This window comes from Roseobacter sp. GAI101, assembly GCF_000156335.1.
Lineage (GTDB): Bacteria > Pseudomonadota > Alphaproteobacteria > Rhodobacterales > Rhodobacteraceae > Sulfitobacter.
The window spans coordinates 2,127,937-2,143,250 of sequence record NZ_DS999213.1 but is presented as its reverse complement, the minus strand read 5'-3'; the positions used below and the strand labels follow the sequence as shown (position 1 = coordinate 2,143,250).

At 59.3% G+C, this 15,314-nt stretch carries 15 protein-coding genes; 6 read left to right on the top strand and 9 right to left on the bottom strand.

From position 1 onward, the window contains the following. Positions 1-145: 145 nt before the first annotated feature. The 6 genes from RGAI101_RS09945 to RGAI101_RS09920 all read left to right on the top strand — a co-directional run bounded on the left by RGAI101_RS09945 (position 146) and on the right by RGAI101_RS09920 (position 7,101). Complete coding sequence (locus RGAI101_RS09945; protein ID WP_008229273.1) at positions 146-1,492, top strand: 1-acyl-sn-glycerol-3-phosphate acyltransferase; 1,347 nt, start codon at positions 146-148, stop codon at positions 1,490-1,492. A 153-nt stretch (positions 1,493-1,645) separates the two neighbouring features. Continuing rightward, on the top strand, positions 1,646-2,926 hold the full coding sequence (gene ccrA / locus RGAI101_RS09940) for a crotonyl-CoA carboxylase/reductase (RefSeq protein ID WP_008227210.1): 1,281 nt from the start codon (positions 1,646-1,648) through the stop codon (positions 2,924-2,926). Positions 2,927-3,294: 368 nt separating this feature from the next. After that, positions 3,295-4,014, top strand: coding sequence for a helix-turn-helix transcriptional regulator (locus tag RGAI101_RS09935; RefSeq protein WP_008225238.1), 720 nt, complete (start codon positions 3,295-3,297; stop codon positions 4,012-4,014). A gap of 173 nt (positions 4,015-4,187) precedes the next feature. Next, positions 4,188-4,823: an acyl-homoserine-lactone synthase gene (locus RGAI101_RS09930; RefSeq protein WP_008229040.1), complete on the top strand. Its 636-nt coding sequence runs from the start codon at positions 4,188-4,190 to the stop codon at positions 4,821-4,823. A gap of 41 nt (positions 4,824-4,864) precedes the next feature. Beyond that, on the top strand, positions 4,865-6,406 hold the full coding sequence (locus RGAI101_RS09925) for an ATP-dependent DNA helicase (RefSeq protein ID WP_008227240.1): 1,542 nt from the start codon (positions 4,865-4,867) through the stop codon (positions 6,404-6,406). Further along, positions 6,403-7,101, top strand: a complete 699-nt coding sequence (locus RGAI101_RS09920; RefSeq protein WP_008227761.1) for an SDR family oxidoreductase — start codon at positions 6,403-6,405, stop codon at positions 7,099-7,101. The genes RGAI101_RS09925 and RGAI101_RS09920 overlap by 4 nt, the downstream gene beginning before the upstream one ends. Here RGAI101_RS09920 and RGAI101_RS09915 read toward each other — a convergent pair. From RGAI101_RS09915 to RGAI101_RS09875, 9 genes are all read right to left on the bottom strand, one after another. Then, entirely contained in the window at positions 7,098-7,862 is a 765-nt protein-coding gene (locus RGAI101_RS09915; RefSeq protein WP_008226189.1) for a TIGR02186 family protein, read from the bottom strand. The genes RGAI101_RS09920 and RGAI101_RS09915 overlap by 4 nt on opposite strands. Further along, entirely contained in the window at positions 7,862-8,770 is a 909-nt protein-coding gene (locus RGAI101_RS09910; protein WP_008228225.1) for a sulfite exporter TauE/SafE family protein, read from the bottom strand. The genes RGAI101_RS09915 and RGAI101_RS09910 overlap by 1 nt, the downstream gene beginning before the upstream one ends. Before the next feature lie 81 nt (positions 8,771-8,851). Further along, positions 8,852-9,820 (bottom strand): ABC transporter permease, encoded by a 969-nt coding sequence (locus RGAI101_RS09905; RefSeq protein WP_008229136.1) that lies wholly within the window; start codon positions 9,818-9,820, stop codon positions 8,852-8,854. Then, entirely contained in the window at positions 9,820-10,950 is a 1,131-nt protein-coding gene (locus RGAI101_RS09900) for an ABC transporter permease (RefSeq protein ID WP_008225818.1), read from the bottom strand. Before RGAI101_RS09900 ends, RGAI101_RS09905 begins: the two co-directional genes overlap by 1 nt. A 1-nt stretch (position 10,951) precedes the next feature. Beyond that, entirely contained in the window at positions 10,952-12,502 is a 1,551-nt protein-coding gene (locus tag RGAI101_RS09895; protein WP_085980060.1) for an ABC transporter ATP-binding protein, read from the bottom strand. Positions 12,503-12,522: 20 nt separating this feature from the next. After that, positions 12,523-13,518: a BMP family lipoprotein gene (locus RGAI101_RS09890; protein WP_037227911.1), complete on the bottom strand. Its 996-nt coding sequence runs from the start codon at positions 13,516-13,518 to the stop codon at positions 12,523-12,525. A gap of 123 nt (positions 13,519-13,641) precedes the next feature. Further along, positions 13,642-14,088 (bottom strand): GNAT family N-acetyltransferase, encoded by a 447-nt coding sequence (locus RGAI101_RS09885; RefSeq protein WP_008227266.1) that lies wholly within the window; start codon positions 14,086-14,088, stop codon positions 13,642-13,644. Then, positions 14,085-14,741, bottom strand: coding sequence for a tRNA (adenosine(37)-N6)-threonylcarbamoyltransferase complex dimerization subunit type 1 TsaB (gene tsaB / locus RGAI101_RS09880; RefSeq protein ID WP_037227909.1), 657 nt, complete (start codon positions 14,739-14,741; stop codon positions 14,085-14,087). Before tsaB ends, RGAI101_RS09885 begins: the two co-directional genes overlap by 4 nt. Further along, entirely contained in the window at positions 14,734-15,294 is a 561-nt protein-coding gene (locus tag RGAI101_RS09875) for a NifU family protein (protein WP_037227906.1), read from the bottom strand. The genes tsaB and RGAI101_RS09875 overlap by 8 nt, the downstream gene beginning before the upstream one ends. Positions 15,295-15,314: the final 20 nt, after the last annotated feature.

Genomic DNA, 15,314 nt, shown 5'->3' with positions numbered 1-15,314 from the left:
CAAAGACCCAAATTCAGCCGATGGGGTGCCGGTGCTTTATTTCTCAACGAAAGTGATTTCGACGCAGCGTGCGCGCATAGCGCGATAACAACTAATCAAAGGAGGGATATTGCCCAGACGCCTTTGCTGCTGCAAGGGTTGCACGATGACGGATACGATTGAACTTCCTGTATGGCTTTTTGTGGTGATCGTGCTTTTTGCGGCGGTCACGGCCCTTAGTCATTTTCTGCTGCCTTCCGTGCGCTGGTTTTTCCGACGCCGACTAGAAAAGGCCGTCGAGCGTCTGAACCGGCGTCTGACCCGACCGATCGAGCCGTTCAAGCTGGCGCGGCGTCACGACATGATCCAGCGGTTGATCTATGATCCGCAAGTCAGTCAGGCGATCGTCAACCATGCCCGCAAGGAGGGCGTGCCGGAAAACGTCGCCTTTGAACAAGCCCGCCGGTATGCCCGTGAAATTGTGCCCAGTTTCAGCGCCTTTGCCTATTTCAGCTTTGGCATCCGACTGGCCCGGTTTCTGGCCAATGCCCTATACGAAGTGCGCACCGGGTCGAACAATGCTGCATTGATCGAATCAATTCCCGGCGATGCGACCGTAATCTTTGTCATGAACCACCGCAGCAATATGGATTACATGTTGGTGACTTATCTGGCGGGGGATGCGTCGGCGTTGAGTTATGCCGTGGGAGAGTGGGCGCGGGTCTGGCCGTTGAGTCGCCTGATCAAGTCGCTGGGGGCCTATTTCATCCGGCGCAAATCTCGTGGTGCGCTATACCGGAGGGTTCTGGCGCGTTATGTGCAGATGGCAACCGAAGGCGGCGTGACGCAGGCCATCTTTCCCGAAGGCGGGCTGAGCCTGGATGGGAAATTGATGCCGCCCAAGATGGGTCTGCTGGGCTATGTGACCGAAGCTGATCTGGCGGACCGCGATGTGGTGTTTGTACCCGTTGCGATCAATTACGACAGGGTGTTGGAAGACCGCGTTCTGATTGCTGCCGACCGGGCTGGCACCAGACGGTTCAAGGCGCGTATATCCGTGATCCTGGTCTTTATCCTGCGCAAGACGTGGCTGCGCATTCGTGGCAAGTTTTTGCGCTTCGGAGAGGCGGCGGTTGTGTTTGGCGAACCTGTGCTGCTCAGCGATTATGGTCCGACCCCTGATGTGAACCTGTTGGCGCAGGATCTGATGCGCCGGATTGCCGATGAGATGCCGCTGCTGTTTGTGCCCCTGATGGCGCGTATTCTGCTTCTGGCCGAAGGGCCGTTGGACGAGGGCAGGCTCGAGGCAGAGATGCACCGTTTGATCGCGCGCGCAAAGGCGTCGGATGCGATTGACCATGTTGATTTTCCCGCATCGGTTGCCAAAGCCCGCGAGCATCTTTTGCAGCGCGCGTTCATCATCAAGGTGGGCGATGGCTATGTCGCTGCGGCGGATGAACGGCCGGCTTTGACCTATTATGCAAACTCGGTTGCGCATTTCTTTGATGTTTAGGCGAAACTTCGCAAATTGCTGCGGTTGCGAGGTTATAAAATTACAAAAAGAAGCCAATTCATGTTGCATTATTGCGCAAGCGGTCATATCCCAGCTTTAGACGCCGCGATTCTGCACTGCGGCACAACTCTATTCTGACTGTTGGAGACGGACATGGCCTTGGACACCAATATCGCGCAATATGACGCCCCCGAAAAAGACCTGTATGAAATGGGTGAGATTCCGCCCATGGGATACGTTCCCAAGCAAATGTATGCGTGGGCGATCCGCCGCGAGCGGCATGGCAACCCCAACACTGCGATGGTCGAAGAAGTGGTCGATGTCCCCACGCTTGACAGCCACGAAGTGCTGGTCTTGGTGATGGCGGCCGGTGTGAACTACAACGGCGTCTGGGCTGCGTTGGGCAAACCCATCAGCCCGTTTGACGGCCACAAGCAACCCTATCACATCGCGGGTTCCGATGCTGCGGGCATTGTCTGGGCGGTGGGCGACAAGGTCAAACGGTGGAAGGTCGGCGACGAGGTCGTTATTCACTGCAACCAGGACGACGGGGACGACGAGGAATGCAATGGCGGCGATCCGATGTATTCGCCAAGCCAGCGGATCTGGGGCTATGAGACGCCCGATGGGTCCTTTGCCCAGTTCACCAATGTGCAGGCACAGCAGCTTATGCCGCGCCCCAAGCATCTGACATGGGAGGAAGCGGCGTGCTATACGCTGACGCTGGCCACCGCTTACCGGATGCTGTTCGGTCACGAGCCACACGACCTGAAGCCGGGCCAGAACGTTCTGGTCTGGGGCGCTTCGGGCGGGCTGGGGTCTTATGCGATCCAGTTGATCAACACCGCGGGTGCGAATGCGATCGGGGTCATCTCGGACGAATCCAAACGGGATTTCGTCATGGATCTGGGGGCCAAAGGCGTTCTGAACCGCAAGGATTTCAATTGCTGGGGGCAGATGCCCACCGTGAACACGCCTGAATATGCCGAATGGTTCAAAGAAGCGCGGAAATTCGGTGCCGCGATCTGGGCGATCACCGGCAAGGGTGTGAACGTCGACATGGTATTCGAACACCCAGGCGAGGCGACGTTCCCCGTCTCTACTTTCGTGTGCAAGAAGGGCGGCATGGTCGTGATCTGCGCCGGGACGACGGGGTTCAACCTGACCCTTGACGTGCGCTATATGTGGATGCACCAGAAGCGCCTGCAGGGCAGCCACTTTGCCCATCTCAAGCAAGCGTCGGCGGCCAACAAGCTGATGCTTGAGCGTCGTTTGGACCCTTGCATGTCGGAAGTGTTCAGCTGGGCCGATCTGCCCGCTGCACATATGAAGATGCTCGCGAACGAACATAAGCCGGGCAACATGTCGGTTTTGGTTCAATCCCCGACCACGGGTCTGCGCACGCTGGAAGACGCGCTGGAGTTCAAAAAATAATCTGACTGTTTACGATTTGGAAGCAATCGCCCGCGAATCAGCTATCTGATCCGCGGGCGATTTTCGTTCCGGAAGGCGGTTCCAGACGAAACAGGGACTTGGAAATCGGGGCCTCACCATAATTGGGGAGTTGGAATATGCGAATATACCCAGATTTAGGCACATGTTATGGTTGTGTTAATAAAGAATTAACCAATTAAGCGAGAGTCTAAACATGCAAAGTGACTGGATACTTGACGTTCTCACCGATCTTAAAACTTTCGCGACGATCAATGGTCTGCCTGCACTTGCAGAGCAACTGGATGACACCGCGATTATAGCATTGGCCGAGATATCTGCATTGAAAGAACGGATCGGACGGCAAACGCATGGCAATGACTCTCACGCTGGACCAGATATTGGCGGCGCTGGAAAAGACCGACACGCTTGACGGTCTTCAGACCGCGACCGAAGCGCTGCGCACGTTTCTGGGTGTCGCGCATATCGTTTACCATTGGGTGGACTCTGCGGGTGATCAGTATGGGTGCGGAACCTATTCACCGGAATGGCGGTCCCGCTATCTTGATCAGAATTATCTACGGGTTGATCCGGTCGTGTCGGGCTGCTTTCAGCGGTTTCACCCGGTCGACTGGAAGCGGCTGGATTGGTCCAGCAAGGCCGCGCGTGCCCTGCTGACGGAGGCCATCGACCACGGTGTCGGCAATCAGGGATTTACCGTCCCGATCCGAGGCCCCAACGGACAATTCGCCCTGTTTACCGTCAACGACAATTGCACGGATGATGCCTGGCAGGCTTTTACGCAGGCCAACAGGCGAGATCTGATCCTGATTGCGCATTATTTCAACCAAAAGGCACTTGAGTTCGAACCGGGGCGCACGCCCGAGGTCGCGCAGGCTTTGTCACCGCGCGAAATTGATGCGATGACCCTTTTGGCGATCGGGTACAACCGTGCCCAGGTGGCCGACTCGCTTTCGATTTCGGAACATACGCTGCGTGTCTATATTGAAAGTGCGCGGTTCAAGCTGGGGGCGATGAATACAACCCACGCCGTGGCGCGCGCGCTTAGCCGCGGGCTGATCGTCGTTTAGCCATCGGTGTAAGGGGGGCCAGCCCCCGTCCTGCGGACTCCCCCCGGGATTTTGATCCATTTGGAAGCAGGATCGTTGCGTGCCAGTGTCGTGCGGCGTACGGACGGGTGCAGCGGCGTTAAGGGTCGGCTTGTTATCCCTTTTCTCACATTCAGTGGGGAAAGAGGCAGATTATGTTGCGATATCTTTATGGCGATGAACTAGCATCGCATCCGCGTTTGGCACACAGCATGTTTCGGGATCGGGCAGAGCAGTTCAAGATGCGCCTGAATTGGGACGTAACGGTTGATGCGAACGGGTTCGAGCGGGACGCGTACGACGACCTTAATCCGCTTTATGTGATCTGGGAGCGCCCTGATGGGACCCATGGCGGGTCGATGCGGTTTTTGCCAACCACCGGCAGGGTGATGGTGAACGAGCATTTTGCGGATTTGTTGACCGGGCCGATCAAAAGCCCGTTGATTTGGGAATGCACGCGGTTCTGTCTGGCCAAGGGGGCACCGGCGCATGTGGCGGCTGCCCTGATGTTGGGCGGCGGCGAGATCATGCAAGGTTTCGGCGTGTCTCATTTTGCGGGTGTGTTCGATGCCCGTATGGTGCGCATTTATCGCATGACGGGGTCTTCGCCGGAAATTCTGGGCAGCAGTGGTGAGGGGGCGGCCAAGATCAGCGTCGGTCTGTGGGAGTTTGACGAGGCCGCGCAGCAACAGGTTGCACGGCGTGCGGGGGTGTCTTTGGTTCAGTCGCGGTACTGGTTCGAGCAGCGTTTCGGGGCGGAGCGCAGCCTTGATGTTGCGATTTGCGGCTAAGCCATCTGGTCCCCGGCGCGCCCCTGATTTAGGGTCGCGCCATGACAACACCTGCGCTGACCTATTCCGACGATCAAGCCGCTGCATTTGACAGTGTTGCCGAGATGTTGCGCCTTGCCGGCATTGATCTGGAGGACAGTCTGCTGATGCCGCCTGCGGGCGGCAAGGATCAGGTGATGGCGGTCACGGGCAAGGCTGGATCGGGCAAGACCCTTTTGCTGGCCGAACTTTACAAGGCATTGGAAGCCGCTGGCGTCGAGATCGTTTCCGGCGACTACGAATCCCGCAAGCGCAAGGACAAGCGGTCGCTGGCGATCCTGGCACCGACAAACAAGGCCGCATCGGTGTTGCGGCTGCGCGGCGTCCCTGCGACGACGATCCACCGGATCCTGTACACTCCCGTTTATGACCCTGAATACGAACGCATTGCCGAATGGCTTGCGGGTAATGGCGAGCGGCCCGTAATCGAAGGCATGAACGAAGTCTCGCTGGACCGGGCCTTTGCCTTTTACGCAAATAACAAGTCGATCCCCGGCGCGTTGGCTGCCGCCGGATTGCGTGGCAGTGATTTCATCACGGGCTGGAAACGGCGCGAAGAGCCCTTGGACATCGGCTTTGTCGATGAAAGTTCGATGCTGGATGACAAGCAGTTCGAGGATTTGAAAGAGATCTTCCCGACCTTGCTGTTGTTCGGGGATCCTGCACAGCTGGCCCCGGTCGGGCAATCCGGCACCATGGTTTTCGAAAAGCTGCCCAAGGGCCGTGTGCTGAACCTGAGCCGCATCCACCGTCAACAGGCCGACAACCCCATCCTTGATCTGGCCCATGCGCTGGCCGACCCCGATCTGACGTTCGAGCAGTTCGAGAGGATGATCGAAGCGGCCTCGAAAAAGGATGATCGCGTTGTCTGGGGGCAGCGGGTCGAAGTGGACTTGATGGCACGTTCGCCTGTTCTGGTCTGGCGCAACGCGACACGCATCCGGTTGATCAATGCATTCCGTGCCGTGCATGGGGCCCCCGAAGACGCGCTGCTGGAGGGGGAGCCGTTGATTTGCGACGGGATCGAACTGCCGCTGAAACATCGCAAGAAACGTCTGGATCTTGAGGCGCGCGGCCTGATCAAAGGCGCGCAGGTCATCTATCTGGGCAACGGGCGCAAGCCGGGGTTCAGCCGCCTGCATGTCATGGGGGCGGAGGATCCGCAGATTTCGGCAGCGTCGATCGTAAAGATCGAAAAGCCGGACGAGGAAGAGCCCTTTATCCCGTTTGCCGCGCGTATGGGGGCCACCTTCCTGCATGGTGCTGCTGTGACCATCCACAAGGCGCAGGGCAGCCAGTGGGACACGGTGCAGGTGTTCGCGCCCGATCTGTATGCAGCGGCGCGTATGGGGCGCTCTGAGGCGGGACAGCCCTTGTGGAAGCGTCTGGCCTATGTCGCGATCACCCGCGCGCAGGAGCGGTTGATCTGGGTGGTTCGGAACCGGCTTTCAAAACCGACAGGCGTTTTGCGGGTGGATGATCTGCGCGCAGCCCCTGCCGCCCCGCTGCGTCTGGCCATCGAGACCGAGAAGGAAGAAACATGAAAAGCATTCTTATCACTGGCGCAAGCTCGGGCATCGGACGCGCCACGGCAGAACTGTTCTTGCAGACAGGCTGGCGTGTCGGGCTGATCGCACGGCGCGCGGACCGCCTGAACGCAATGGCGGCAGAGCATCCGAATGCGGTGGCTTTGCCCGCCGACGTGACGGACCCGAAAGCGATGCGACAGGCGTTCGAGGATTTCGGCCACATTGACGTGCTTTTCAATAATGCGGGCCTCTTCGGCGTTTCCGCCCCCATCGACGAGGTCCCTCTCGAGGTTTGGACCGAAGTCATGCAGGTCAATATCAACGGCATGTTCATCACCGCACAATTGGCGTTCGAGCAGATGCGCAAGCAGGCGGACGGCGGGCGTATCATCAACAACGGGTCCCTGTCTGCCTATGTGCCGCGCCCCGGGTCAGTCTGCTACACGATGAGCAAACATGCCGTGACCGGCCTGACCAGAACCCTGTCGCTGGACGGTCGGCCGTTTAATATCGCCTGCGGTCAGATCGACATCGGCAATGCAGAAAGTGAACTGGTCGCCGATCTGAAAGCCGCCAATCCTGAAATGGACACGATGGATGTGGCCCATGCGGCGTCCTCGGTCCTGCATATGGCGCAGATGCCGGCGCAGGCCAATGTGCAGTTCATGACGGTGATGGCGACCAAAATGCCCTATATCGGGCGCGGTTAGCGCCGCAGCAGGGCAAAGGCCGCAGAGGCAGCCCAGCCAGCGGCAATCGCGATTGCCAGCGACAGCAACCCGTAGATCAGCGATTGTTCGCGCGACAGGTTATACAGCCAGCGTTCCAGCCCGACCTTGCGCACATCAATCACCGTTTCGTATTGCGATATCACCTTGCCCCCCCGCGTGAGGAAAATGCGGGTGTTGTAATCGCCTTCGATCAGGGCAGCGGGCAGTTGGACGTTTGCGCGGAAAAGCGTTTGCTGGTCGACGGTGACCCCGTCTTCGATCAGCTGATACTGATTTTCTTTTCGGCGGATGCGGATCAGCGCCTCGGTGAAGGCGGCGGAATTCATGATGTTCATGGGGGCCCCGACCGACCGGATCGCGCGCGGGACCGATATCTTGTAGCGCAGATCCTCGATCCGGTTCAGGACTTCGCGCAAGGGCGCGCTTGTCGCGACGGCATAAAAGCTGGGCGCGCGGTCAACCTCGACCGCGTCGACGTTCACCCAGATGCCGAACTTCTTTTCCTTGCGGCGCACGACCAGGGGCTTTGACGGGCCCGAAACCGTTACCACGACCTCAAGCTCCGGGCCATCGGGGATCGGCGTTTCGCGTTTTACGGCACCGAAGATGATGATCTCGGAGCCGTTGAAATTGGTTGAGATCGAAACCTCGCTTTGGTTCAGACCCAGTACGATATCTTCTTCGGCCTGCGCAGCGCCAACCAGCATCCCGGCGGTGATCAGGACGAGCAGCGCGCGCATCACGAGCTGAAACCGATCGAATACAGCTCGGACGGTTGCAACAACAGGTCCAGTGCCAGCTTGCCACAGACGATCAGCACCAGCAGTGCCAGCAGAATGCGCAACTGTTCGGCTTTCAGCTTGGCCCCGAGGGTCGTGCCGAATTGTGCGCCGATCACGCCGCCGACCAACAGCAGGACAGCCAGGATGATATCGACCGTGTAGTTGGTGGTGGCGTGTAGAAGTGTGGTGAACGCGGTCACAAAAATGATCTGGAATAGGGACGTTCCGACAACCACTTTGGTCGGCATGCCTAGCAGATAGATCATCGCGGGGACCATGATAAAGCCGCCGCCGACCCCCATGATCGCCGCAAGCAAGCCGACGAACGCCCCCACCAGCAGGGGTGGAATGACCGAGATATACAGCCCTGTGACGCGAAACCGCATCTTGAAGGGCAGCTTTTGGATCCATGTGTGCTTTTTGCGCGGTTGCCGCTTGCCCGATCGGGTCTTGTACAGTGCATTGACCGATTCAATGAACATCAACCCGCCGATGATGCCCAGGAACACCACATAGCAAAGGTTTACCAGCAGATCGACCTGACCCAGTGATTTCAGATAGTTGAAGATGCCAACGCCGCCGGCAGCCCCGACAAGCCCCCCCGCGAGCAGCACACTGCCCATCCTCAGATCAACGGTTTTCCGTTTCAAATGCGCCAGAAGCGCCGAAAAGGACGAGGCCACGATCTGGTTCGCACCCGTTGCGACGGCCACGGCGGGGGGAATGCCGATAAAGAACAACAGGGGCGTGATCAGGAAGCCGCCGCCGACGCCGAACATGCCCGACAAGACACCCACAATCCCGCCCAGTCCCAAAAGAAGGAACGCGTTAACCGAAATCTCGGCGATGGGCAGGTATATTTGCATGGACGCTGTTAGCCCGATCCGATGGGAAAAATCAATTGTCGATGCTGCGCCAATACAATTTTAAGGATGGCGCAGCATGGCTTAGCGTTCTTTCACGTAAGGTTCTCCGCCCGCGCGGGGGGGGATCGCCTTGCCGACAAAACCGGCAAGGATGATGACGGTCATCACATAGGGCAAGGCCCCAAGCAATTGTCCCTGAACCTTGATGCCGATCAACGCTTCGATCACGTCCGGCCGTGTTTCAAGCGCGCCGAAAAGTCCGAACAGCAGTGTTGCCCAAAGGGCGTACCATGGCCGCCATTTGGCAAAGATCAACGCCGCGAGCGCGATATAGCCGCGCCCGGCCGACATATCCTTGATGAAACCCGCCTGCAGCGCGGTGCTGAGGTATGCGCCCGCAATGCCGCACAGCACGCCGCAGATGCACACCGCCGCATAGCGCAGCCCGATCACGGAAACGCCCGCCGTATCGACCGCCGCAGGGTTTTCACCGACGGCGCGCAAGCGCAGGCCAAAGCGCGTGCGGTACAACAACCACCACGTCAAAGGCACGGCGGCAAAGGCCATGTAGACCAGGATCGAATGGCCTGAAATCAGCTCGGCATAGAGCGGCCCGATAAAGGGGGTGGGTTCGATCTGATCCGCAAAGGGCAGGGTGATCGGATTGAACCGCGCGCCCCCGATCAGGGACGGTGTGCGCCCGCCTTGCTGGAACCAGCTTTGCGCGATCAGCACCGTCAGGCCCGCCGCCAGAAAGTTGATCGCAACGCCGGAAATCAACTGGTTGCCGCGAAAGGTGATCGACGCCAACCCGTGCAGCAGGCTAAGCGCGAGCGACGCGGCGATGCCCGCCAGCAGACCCAGCCAGACACTGCCACTGATGGCAGCGATGGCGGCGGAAAAGAACGCCGCAGCCAGCATCTTGCCATCAAGACCGATATCGAAAATGCCCGCACGTTCGGAAAACAACCCAGCAAGACAGGCCAGCAACAAGGGCGTGGCAAGGCGCACCGTGCTGTCCAGCAGTTGGATAAGTGTCATGTAATCCATTATTCTGCAGGCTCCACCGGTTTACGCTTGGGCTTGGGCGCGCGGGCGGCGCGCACCGAAAGAAAGATTTTCTCGAGCGGCATCCGGACCATATTATCCAGCGCGCCTGTAAACAGGATGACCAGCGCCTGAATGACGACGATCAACTCGCGCGGGATCGACGTCCAAAGCGCAAGCTCTGCGCCGCCCTGATAGAGGAAGCCAAACAGGATCGCGGCCAGAAACACGCCCAAAGGATGGCTACGCCCCATCAACGCCACGGCGATCCCGATGAAACCGGCACCTTCGGTGGCGTTCAGCACAAGGCGCTCGGCCTCGCCCATCACGTTGTTGATGGCCATCATACCAGCCAGCGCACCGGAAATAATCATCGCAATCATCGTGATTTTCACCGGGGAAATGCCGGCATATTTCGCCGCCGATTCCGAATGCCCATACGCGCGGATTTCATACCCCAGCCGGGTGCGCCAGATCAGCACCCACAGGAAGATACACGCCGCCATTGCCACCAGAAGCGAGATGTTTGCAGGCGCGGCCTTGGAAAAATTGATCCCGATGGGGGCCAGCAGATCATGCAGGGTGGGCAGCTTGGTCGCATCGGGAAAGCGTGCGGTGGCCGGGTCCATGCTGCCTTGGGGGCGCATCATGTTGACGAGGATGTAGTTCAGCACCGCAGCTGCGATGAAGTTGAACATGATCGTCGTAATCACGATATGGCTGCCGCGCTTCGCCTGCAAGAAGGCAGGGATCGCGGCCCAGACCGCCCCGAACAACGCAGCCATCGCCGTGGCCCCGATCAGCGCCAGCGACCAATGCGGCCACGGGATGTACAGACAGGCCAGTGCGACGCCAAGCCCGCCCAGCATCGCCTGACCTTCACCGCCGATGTTGAACAGGCGTGCATGAAACGCGATGGCGACACAAAGGCCGGTGAACATGAAATTCGTCGCGTAATAAAGCGTATAGCCCCAGCCGTAGGTGCTGCCCAATGCGCCGGTGACCATCAGTTTGACAGCGGCAACAGGGTCTTCACCGATCCCCAGGATCACCAGCGCCGACAGGATTGCGGCCAGCAAAAGCGAGATGAGCGGCACAAGGACAACTTCGGCCCATTTTGGCATCGTATCCATGTTACGTTCCTTCGCCCGCATGAGTGATCCCGGCCATCATCAGGCCCAGTTCCTTTTCGTCGGTCGCCGACGCATCGCGCACGCCCATGACCTGACCGTCGAACATCACCGCGACCCGGTCGCTGAGGGCGAGGATTTCTTCAAGCTCGACCGACACCAGCAGAATGGCCTTGCCCTGATCGCGGAGGGCGACGATCTGTTGGTGGATGAATTCGATGGCCCCGATGTCCACGCCGCGGGTCGGCTGGCCGATCAGCAGCAGGTCCGGGTTCCGCTCGATCTCGCGGGCGAGGACGATCTTTTGCTGGTTGCCGCCTGAAAAATTCTTGGCTTCGAGTTTCGGGTTCGGGGGGCGGACGTCGAAACGTTCCATCTTTTCCACTGTGTCCGCCTTGATCGCGGCGTTGTTCATCAGAATGCCGCTGCGATAGGCGGGGTCATTGTGATAGCCGAAGGCGGTGTTTTCCCACGCCTGGTAGTCCATGATCAGACCTTCGCGCTGGCGATCTTCGGGCACATGGGCGATCCCGTGCTGGCGCCGTGACTGGCCGTCGGAATGTTTGCCGGTCAGGTCCAGCGCCTGTCCTTTGACACGCACGCTGCCGGTGCCGGTCCGGTAACCGCCCAACACCTCGAGGAGTTCCGACTGGCCGTTTCCGGCGACCCCTGCGACGCCCAGAATTTCGCCGGCGCGCACTTGCAGGTCGATGCCCCGCAGACGTTCGACGCCCTTTTCATCGACGACGCGCAATCCTTCGATGTCCAAAATCACATCGCCCGGTTGTGCAGGCGTTTTATCTACGCGCAACAAAACCTTGCGCCCGACCATCAGCTCAGCCAGGGCGGCTGGAGACGTCTCGGAGGTCTTGACTGTCGCGGTCATTTCCCCGCGGCGCATGACGGAAACGGTATCGGTCGTTTCCATTATCTCACGCAGCTTGTGGGTGATCAGGATGATGGTCTTGCCTTCGGATTTCAGCCGCCCGAGGATCCGGAACAGCTGGTCCGCCTCTGCGGGGGTCAGCACGCCTGTGGGTTCATCCAGAATCAGAATATCCGCCTGCCGGTACAACGCCTTCAGGATTTCGACCCGCTGCTGCATGCCGACACCGATATCCTGGATCAGCGCATCGGGATCGACCTTGAGGCCGTAATCGTCGGCCAGCGTCAAAAGGCTTTTGCGCGCTTTTGCCAGCGACGGTTTCAGCAACCGCCCGTCTTCGGCACCCAGAATGATATTCTCGAGCACCGTGAAATTCTCGACCAGCTTGAAGTGCTGGAACACCATCCCGATGCCTGCGGCGATTGCGGCCTGGCTGTCAGGGATGTCGGTCTTTTTGCCACCGACGAAAATCTCGCCCTTATCGGCTTTGTAAAAACCGTAAAGGATGCTCATCAAGGTGGACTTGCCCGCGCCGTTTTCACCGATGATCCCATGGATCGTGCCGGGCATGACGCGAATTGAAATGTCTTTATTGGCCTGCACCGGACCGAAGGCTTTGGAAATGCCCTTCAGTTCAATGGCTGGAGCGGCAGTTGCCTGCCGCTCCATATCCGTCTTGTCTGTCACGTTCAGAAGCTCAGCGCGGGGCAGCTGTCGTCGGACATGTAGTCGTGAACCATCAACGACCCGTCTGCGATCTTGGCTGAAGCTTCGTCAACGGCGGTCTGCATTTCCGCTGTCACGAGATCCTTGTTGAATTCGTCCATGGCATAACCGACGCCACCATTGGCGATGCCCATGACGTTAAAGCCTTTTTCCATGCCGGGGCCGTCTGCCATGGCTTGATAAACAGCATTATCGACGCGCTTCAGCATCGAGGTCAGGATCTTGCCGGGGTGCATGTAGTTCTGGTTGCTGTCCACGCCGATCGACAGGATGTTTTCGTCAGCGGCAGTTTGCAGAACGCCAACACCGGTGCCGCCCGCCGCCGCATACACCACGTCCGCGCCTTGGCTGATCTGTGCTTTGGTCAGCTCGGACCCTTTGACCGGGTCATTCCACGCGGCCGGTGTCGTGCCGGTCATGTTGGCAATCACGGTTGCGTCGGGGTTCACGGCCTTGACGCCTTCGGCATAGCCGCAGGCGAATTTGCGGATCAGCGGGATGTCCATGCCGCCGATAAAGCCGACGGTGTTGGATTTGGACGCCATCGCAGCCATCATGCCGACCAGATAGGACCCTTCATGTTCGTTGAACACGACGGAGCGCACGTTGGGTGCGTCGACGACCATGTCGATGATCACGAAATCGGTGTCGGGATAGTCGCCCGCAACCTGACCAAGCGCGTCACCAAAGGCGAAACCGGTCATGACGATGGGGTTCGATCCTGCTTCGGCAAAGCGGCGCAGGGCCTGTTCGCGCTGCGCTTCGGATTGCAGTTCGATTTCGCGGAAGGTTTCGCCTGTTTCTTCGGCCCAACGCTGCGCACCGGAGAATGCCGCTTCGTTGAAGGATTTGTCGAATTTCCCGCCAAGGTCAAAAATCAGGGCAGGTTCGGCCAATGCGGCACCTGCGCTGAGGGCTGTGACAGCAGCAGCGCCAAGGAATTTGGTCATAAGGGTCATGAAGGGTCTCCCGAGTTTCATTATGTTGGGGTGTTGGCGCAGCGCCAAAACCCGGTCGCAGGCCCGGATGTTTCCTTGAGCCCGTCGATCACTGCTAAGATACTGCTTAGGCTACGGGTGGGGTCAACCGGATTCGCACCCATTCGTCGTGGAATCGGGCGGGTGACGGCGCGTTAAGTCCAATGACATGGTCAAAGCATCCACCGCTGCCGCATCTTTGCGCAGATAATAGCGCCGCCGTGTGGCCGTCGTTTCAAAGCCCAGGCTGGTATAAAGATAAATCGCTGGCGCGTTATCGGCGGCGACCTCAAGAAAAGCTGTATCGGCGGGGATGTCTAGCCAACGCTGCAAGAGGCTTCGCCCGATGCCCTGATTTTGCTGTGCGGGATCAACGGCAAGGGTCAGCAGTTCGGTTTCGCCCGCGATCAGCCGCGTCAGGGCAAAACCGGCGGTGTCGCTGATCAATGTCACAAAATCCGAGGACAGCAGTTGTTCAAATTCCTGCGCGCTCCAGCTGCGGTCCTGGGGAAAGGCGGCGGCGTGGATCTGCGCCAGTTTATTCGGCCTCATGACAGAATGGCAGGCGGCGTGTCGCGTGCCGGCGCGGCGTCGGCAGGGCGCAGGTACAAGGGGGCAGGGCGCGGGTTTTCGTGGCCCAGACGGCTTGCCGCGATGTGGGCTGTCGCCTCGGCGACGGGCAGTTTCGGCGCGCGGGCAGACCCGTTGCACAGCGCGGCGATCATGTCGGCCTGAAACCCGATGCAGATCGGATCACCGCGGGTGGGGACCATTGGCAGATCATCAAGGCTGCACATCACCGGATCGCGGTCATCCAACGTGCCGGACACCTGCACGAACATGGCATCCTGACGCGCATCAAGGCTGGCGACGACAACGCCGTCCGTGCCGTAGGCCAATGCCTCAAGCCTGGAAACGCCGATGGCGGGGATGCCAAGGCCAAGGGCAAGCCCGCGTGCGGCGGAAACGGAAATGCGGATGCCGGTGAAGTTTCCGGGCCCGATGCCCACGCCAATCGCGGTCAGATCGGCATAGGCCACGCCCGCAGTTTCCAGCACTTCGGCACAAAGCCCGAGCAGCCGTTCGCCCTGACCCTTGGCCATGGGTTCTTCGACGCTAGCCAGCAACTTGTCGCCGCACAGCAAAGCGGCCGCACAATGTGCGGCCGATGTGTCAAACGCCAGTATCAGGGGCGGTTTAGGCAACCGGGCGTACCTCGGTCACTTCGGGGATATAATGGCGCAGCAGGTTTTCGATGCCCATCTTCAGCGTCAATGTCGACGATGGGCAACCTGCGCAGGCCCCTTGCATGTGCAGGTAGACCACACCGCGTTCAAACCCGTGAAAGGTGATATCGCCCCCGTCCTGGGCCACGGCCGGGCGCACGCGGCTGTCCAGCAATTCCTTGATCTGACCCACGATCGCGCCGTCTTCGCCGGTGTGCTCGGCATGGCCGGACGCATGTTCGTGACCCTGCTCCATGACCGACTGGCCAGATTGGAAATGCTCCATGATCGCACCAAGAAGCGCAGGCTTGAGGTGATCCCATTCAATCGTATCCGCCTTCGTCACGGTCACGAAATCCGTACCAAAGAAAACGCCCGTCACGCCATCAACGGCGAAAAGCCGCGTGGCAAGGGGCGAAGAACTGGCCGCTTCGGGGGCGGGGAAATCGGCGGTACCCATTTCAAGCACGGTCTGGCCGGGCAGAAATTTCAGTGTCGCGGGGTTTGGCGTGGATTCGGTCTGAATGAACATTGCAGGCTCCTCTATGGGGT

Excerpts from the sequence above, each read along its gene's own strand:
- RGAI101_RS09945 (WP_008229273.1), top strand. The coding sequence starts at position 146 with ATGACGGATACGATTGAACTTCCTGTATGGCTTTTTGTGGTGATCGTG.
- ccrA (WP_008227210.1), top strand. The coding sequence starts at position 1,646 with ATGGCCTTGGACACCAATATCGCGCAATATGACGCCCCCGAAAAAGAC.
- RGAI101_RS09935 (WP_008225238.1), top strand. The coding sequence starts at position 3,295 with ATGGCAATGACTCTCACGCTGGACCAGATATTGGCGGCGCTGGAAAAG.
- RGAI101_RS09930 (WP_008229040.1), top strand. The coding sequence starts at position 4,188 with ATGTTGCGATATCTTTATGGCGATGAACTAGCATCGCATCCGCGTTTG.
- RGAI101_RS09925 (WP_008227240.1), top strand. The coding sequence starts at position 4,865 with ATGACAACACCTGCGCTGACCTATTCCGACGATCAAGCCGCTGCATTT.
- RGAI101_RS09920 (WP_008227761.1), top strand. The coding sequence starts at position 6,403 with ATGAAAAGCATTCTTATCACTGGCGCAAGCTCGGGCATCGGACGCGCC.
- RGAI101_RS09915 (WP_008226189.1), bottom strand. The coding sequence starts at position 7,862 with ATGCGCGCGCTGCTCGTCCTGATCACCGCCGGGATGCTGGTTGGCGCT.
- RGAI101_RS09910 (WP_008228225.1), bottom strand. The coding sequence starts at position 8,770 with ATGCAAATATACCTGCCCATCGCCGAGATTTCGGTTAACGCGTTCCTT.
- RGAI101_RS09905 (WP_008229136.1), bottom strand. The coding sequence starts at position 9,820 with ATGGATTACATGACACTTATCCAACTGCTGGACAGCACGGTGCGCCTT.
- RGAI101_RS09900 (WP_008225818.1), bottom strand. The coding sequence starts at position 10,950 with ATGGATACGATGCCAAAATGGGCCGAAGTTGTCCTTGTGCCGCTCATC.
- RGAI101_RS09895 (WP_085980060.1), bottom strand. The coding sequence starts at position 12,502 with ATGGAGCGGCAGGCAACTGCCGCTCCAGCCATTGAACTGAAGGGCATT.
- RGAI101_RS09890 (WP_037227911.1), bottom strand. The coding sequence starts at position 13,518 with ATGACCCTTATGACCAAATTCCTTGGCGCTGCTGCTGTCACAGCCCTC.
- RGAI101_RS09885 (WP_008227266.1), bottom strand. The coding sequence starts at position 14,088 with ATGAGGCCGAATAAACTGGCGCAGATCCACGCCGCCGCCTTTCCCCAG.
- RGAI101_RS09875 (WP_037227906.1), bottom strand. The coding sequence starts at position 15,294 with ATGTTCATTCAGACCGAATCCACGCCAAACCCCGCGACACTGAAATTT.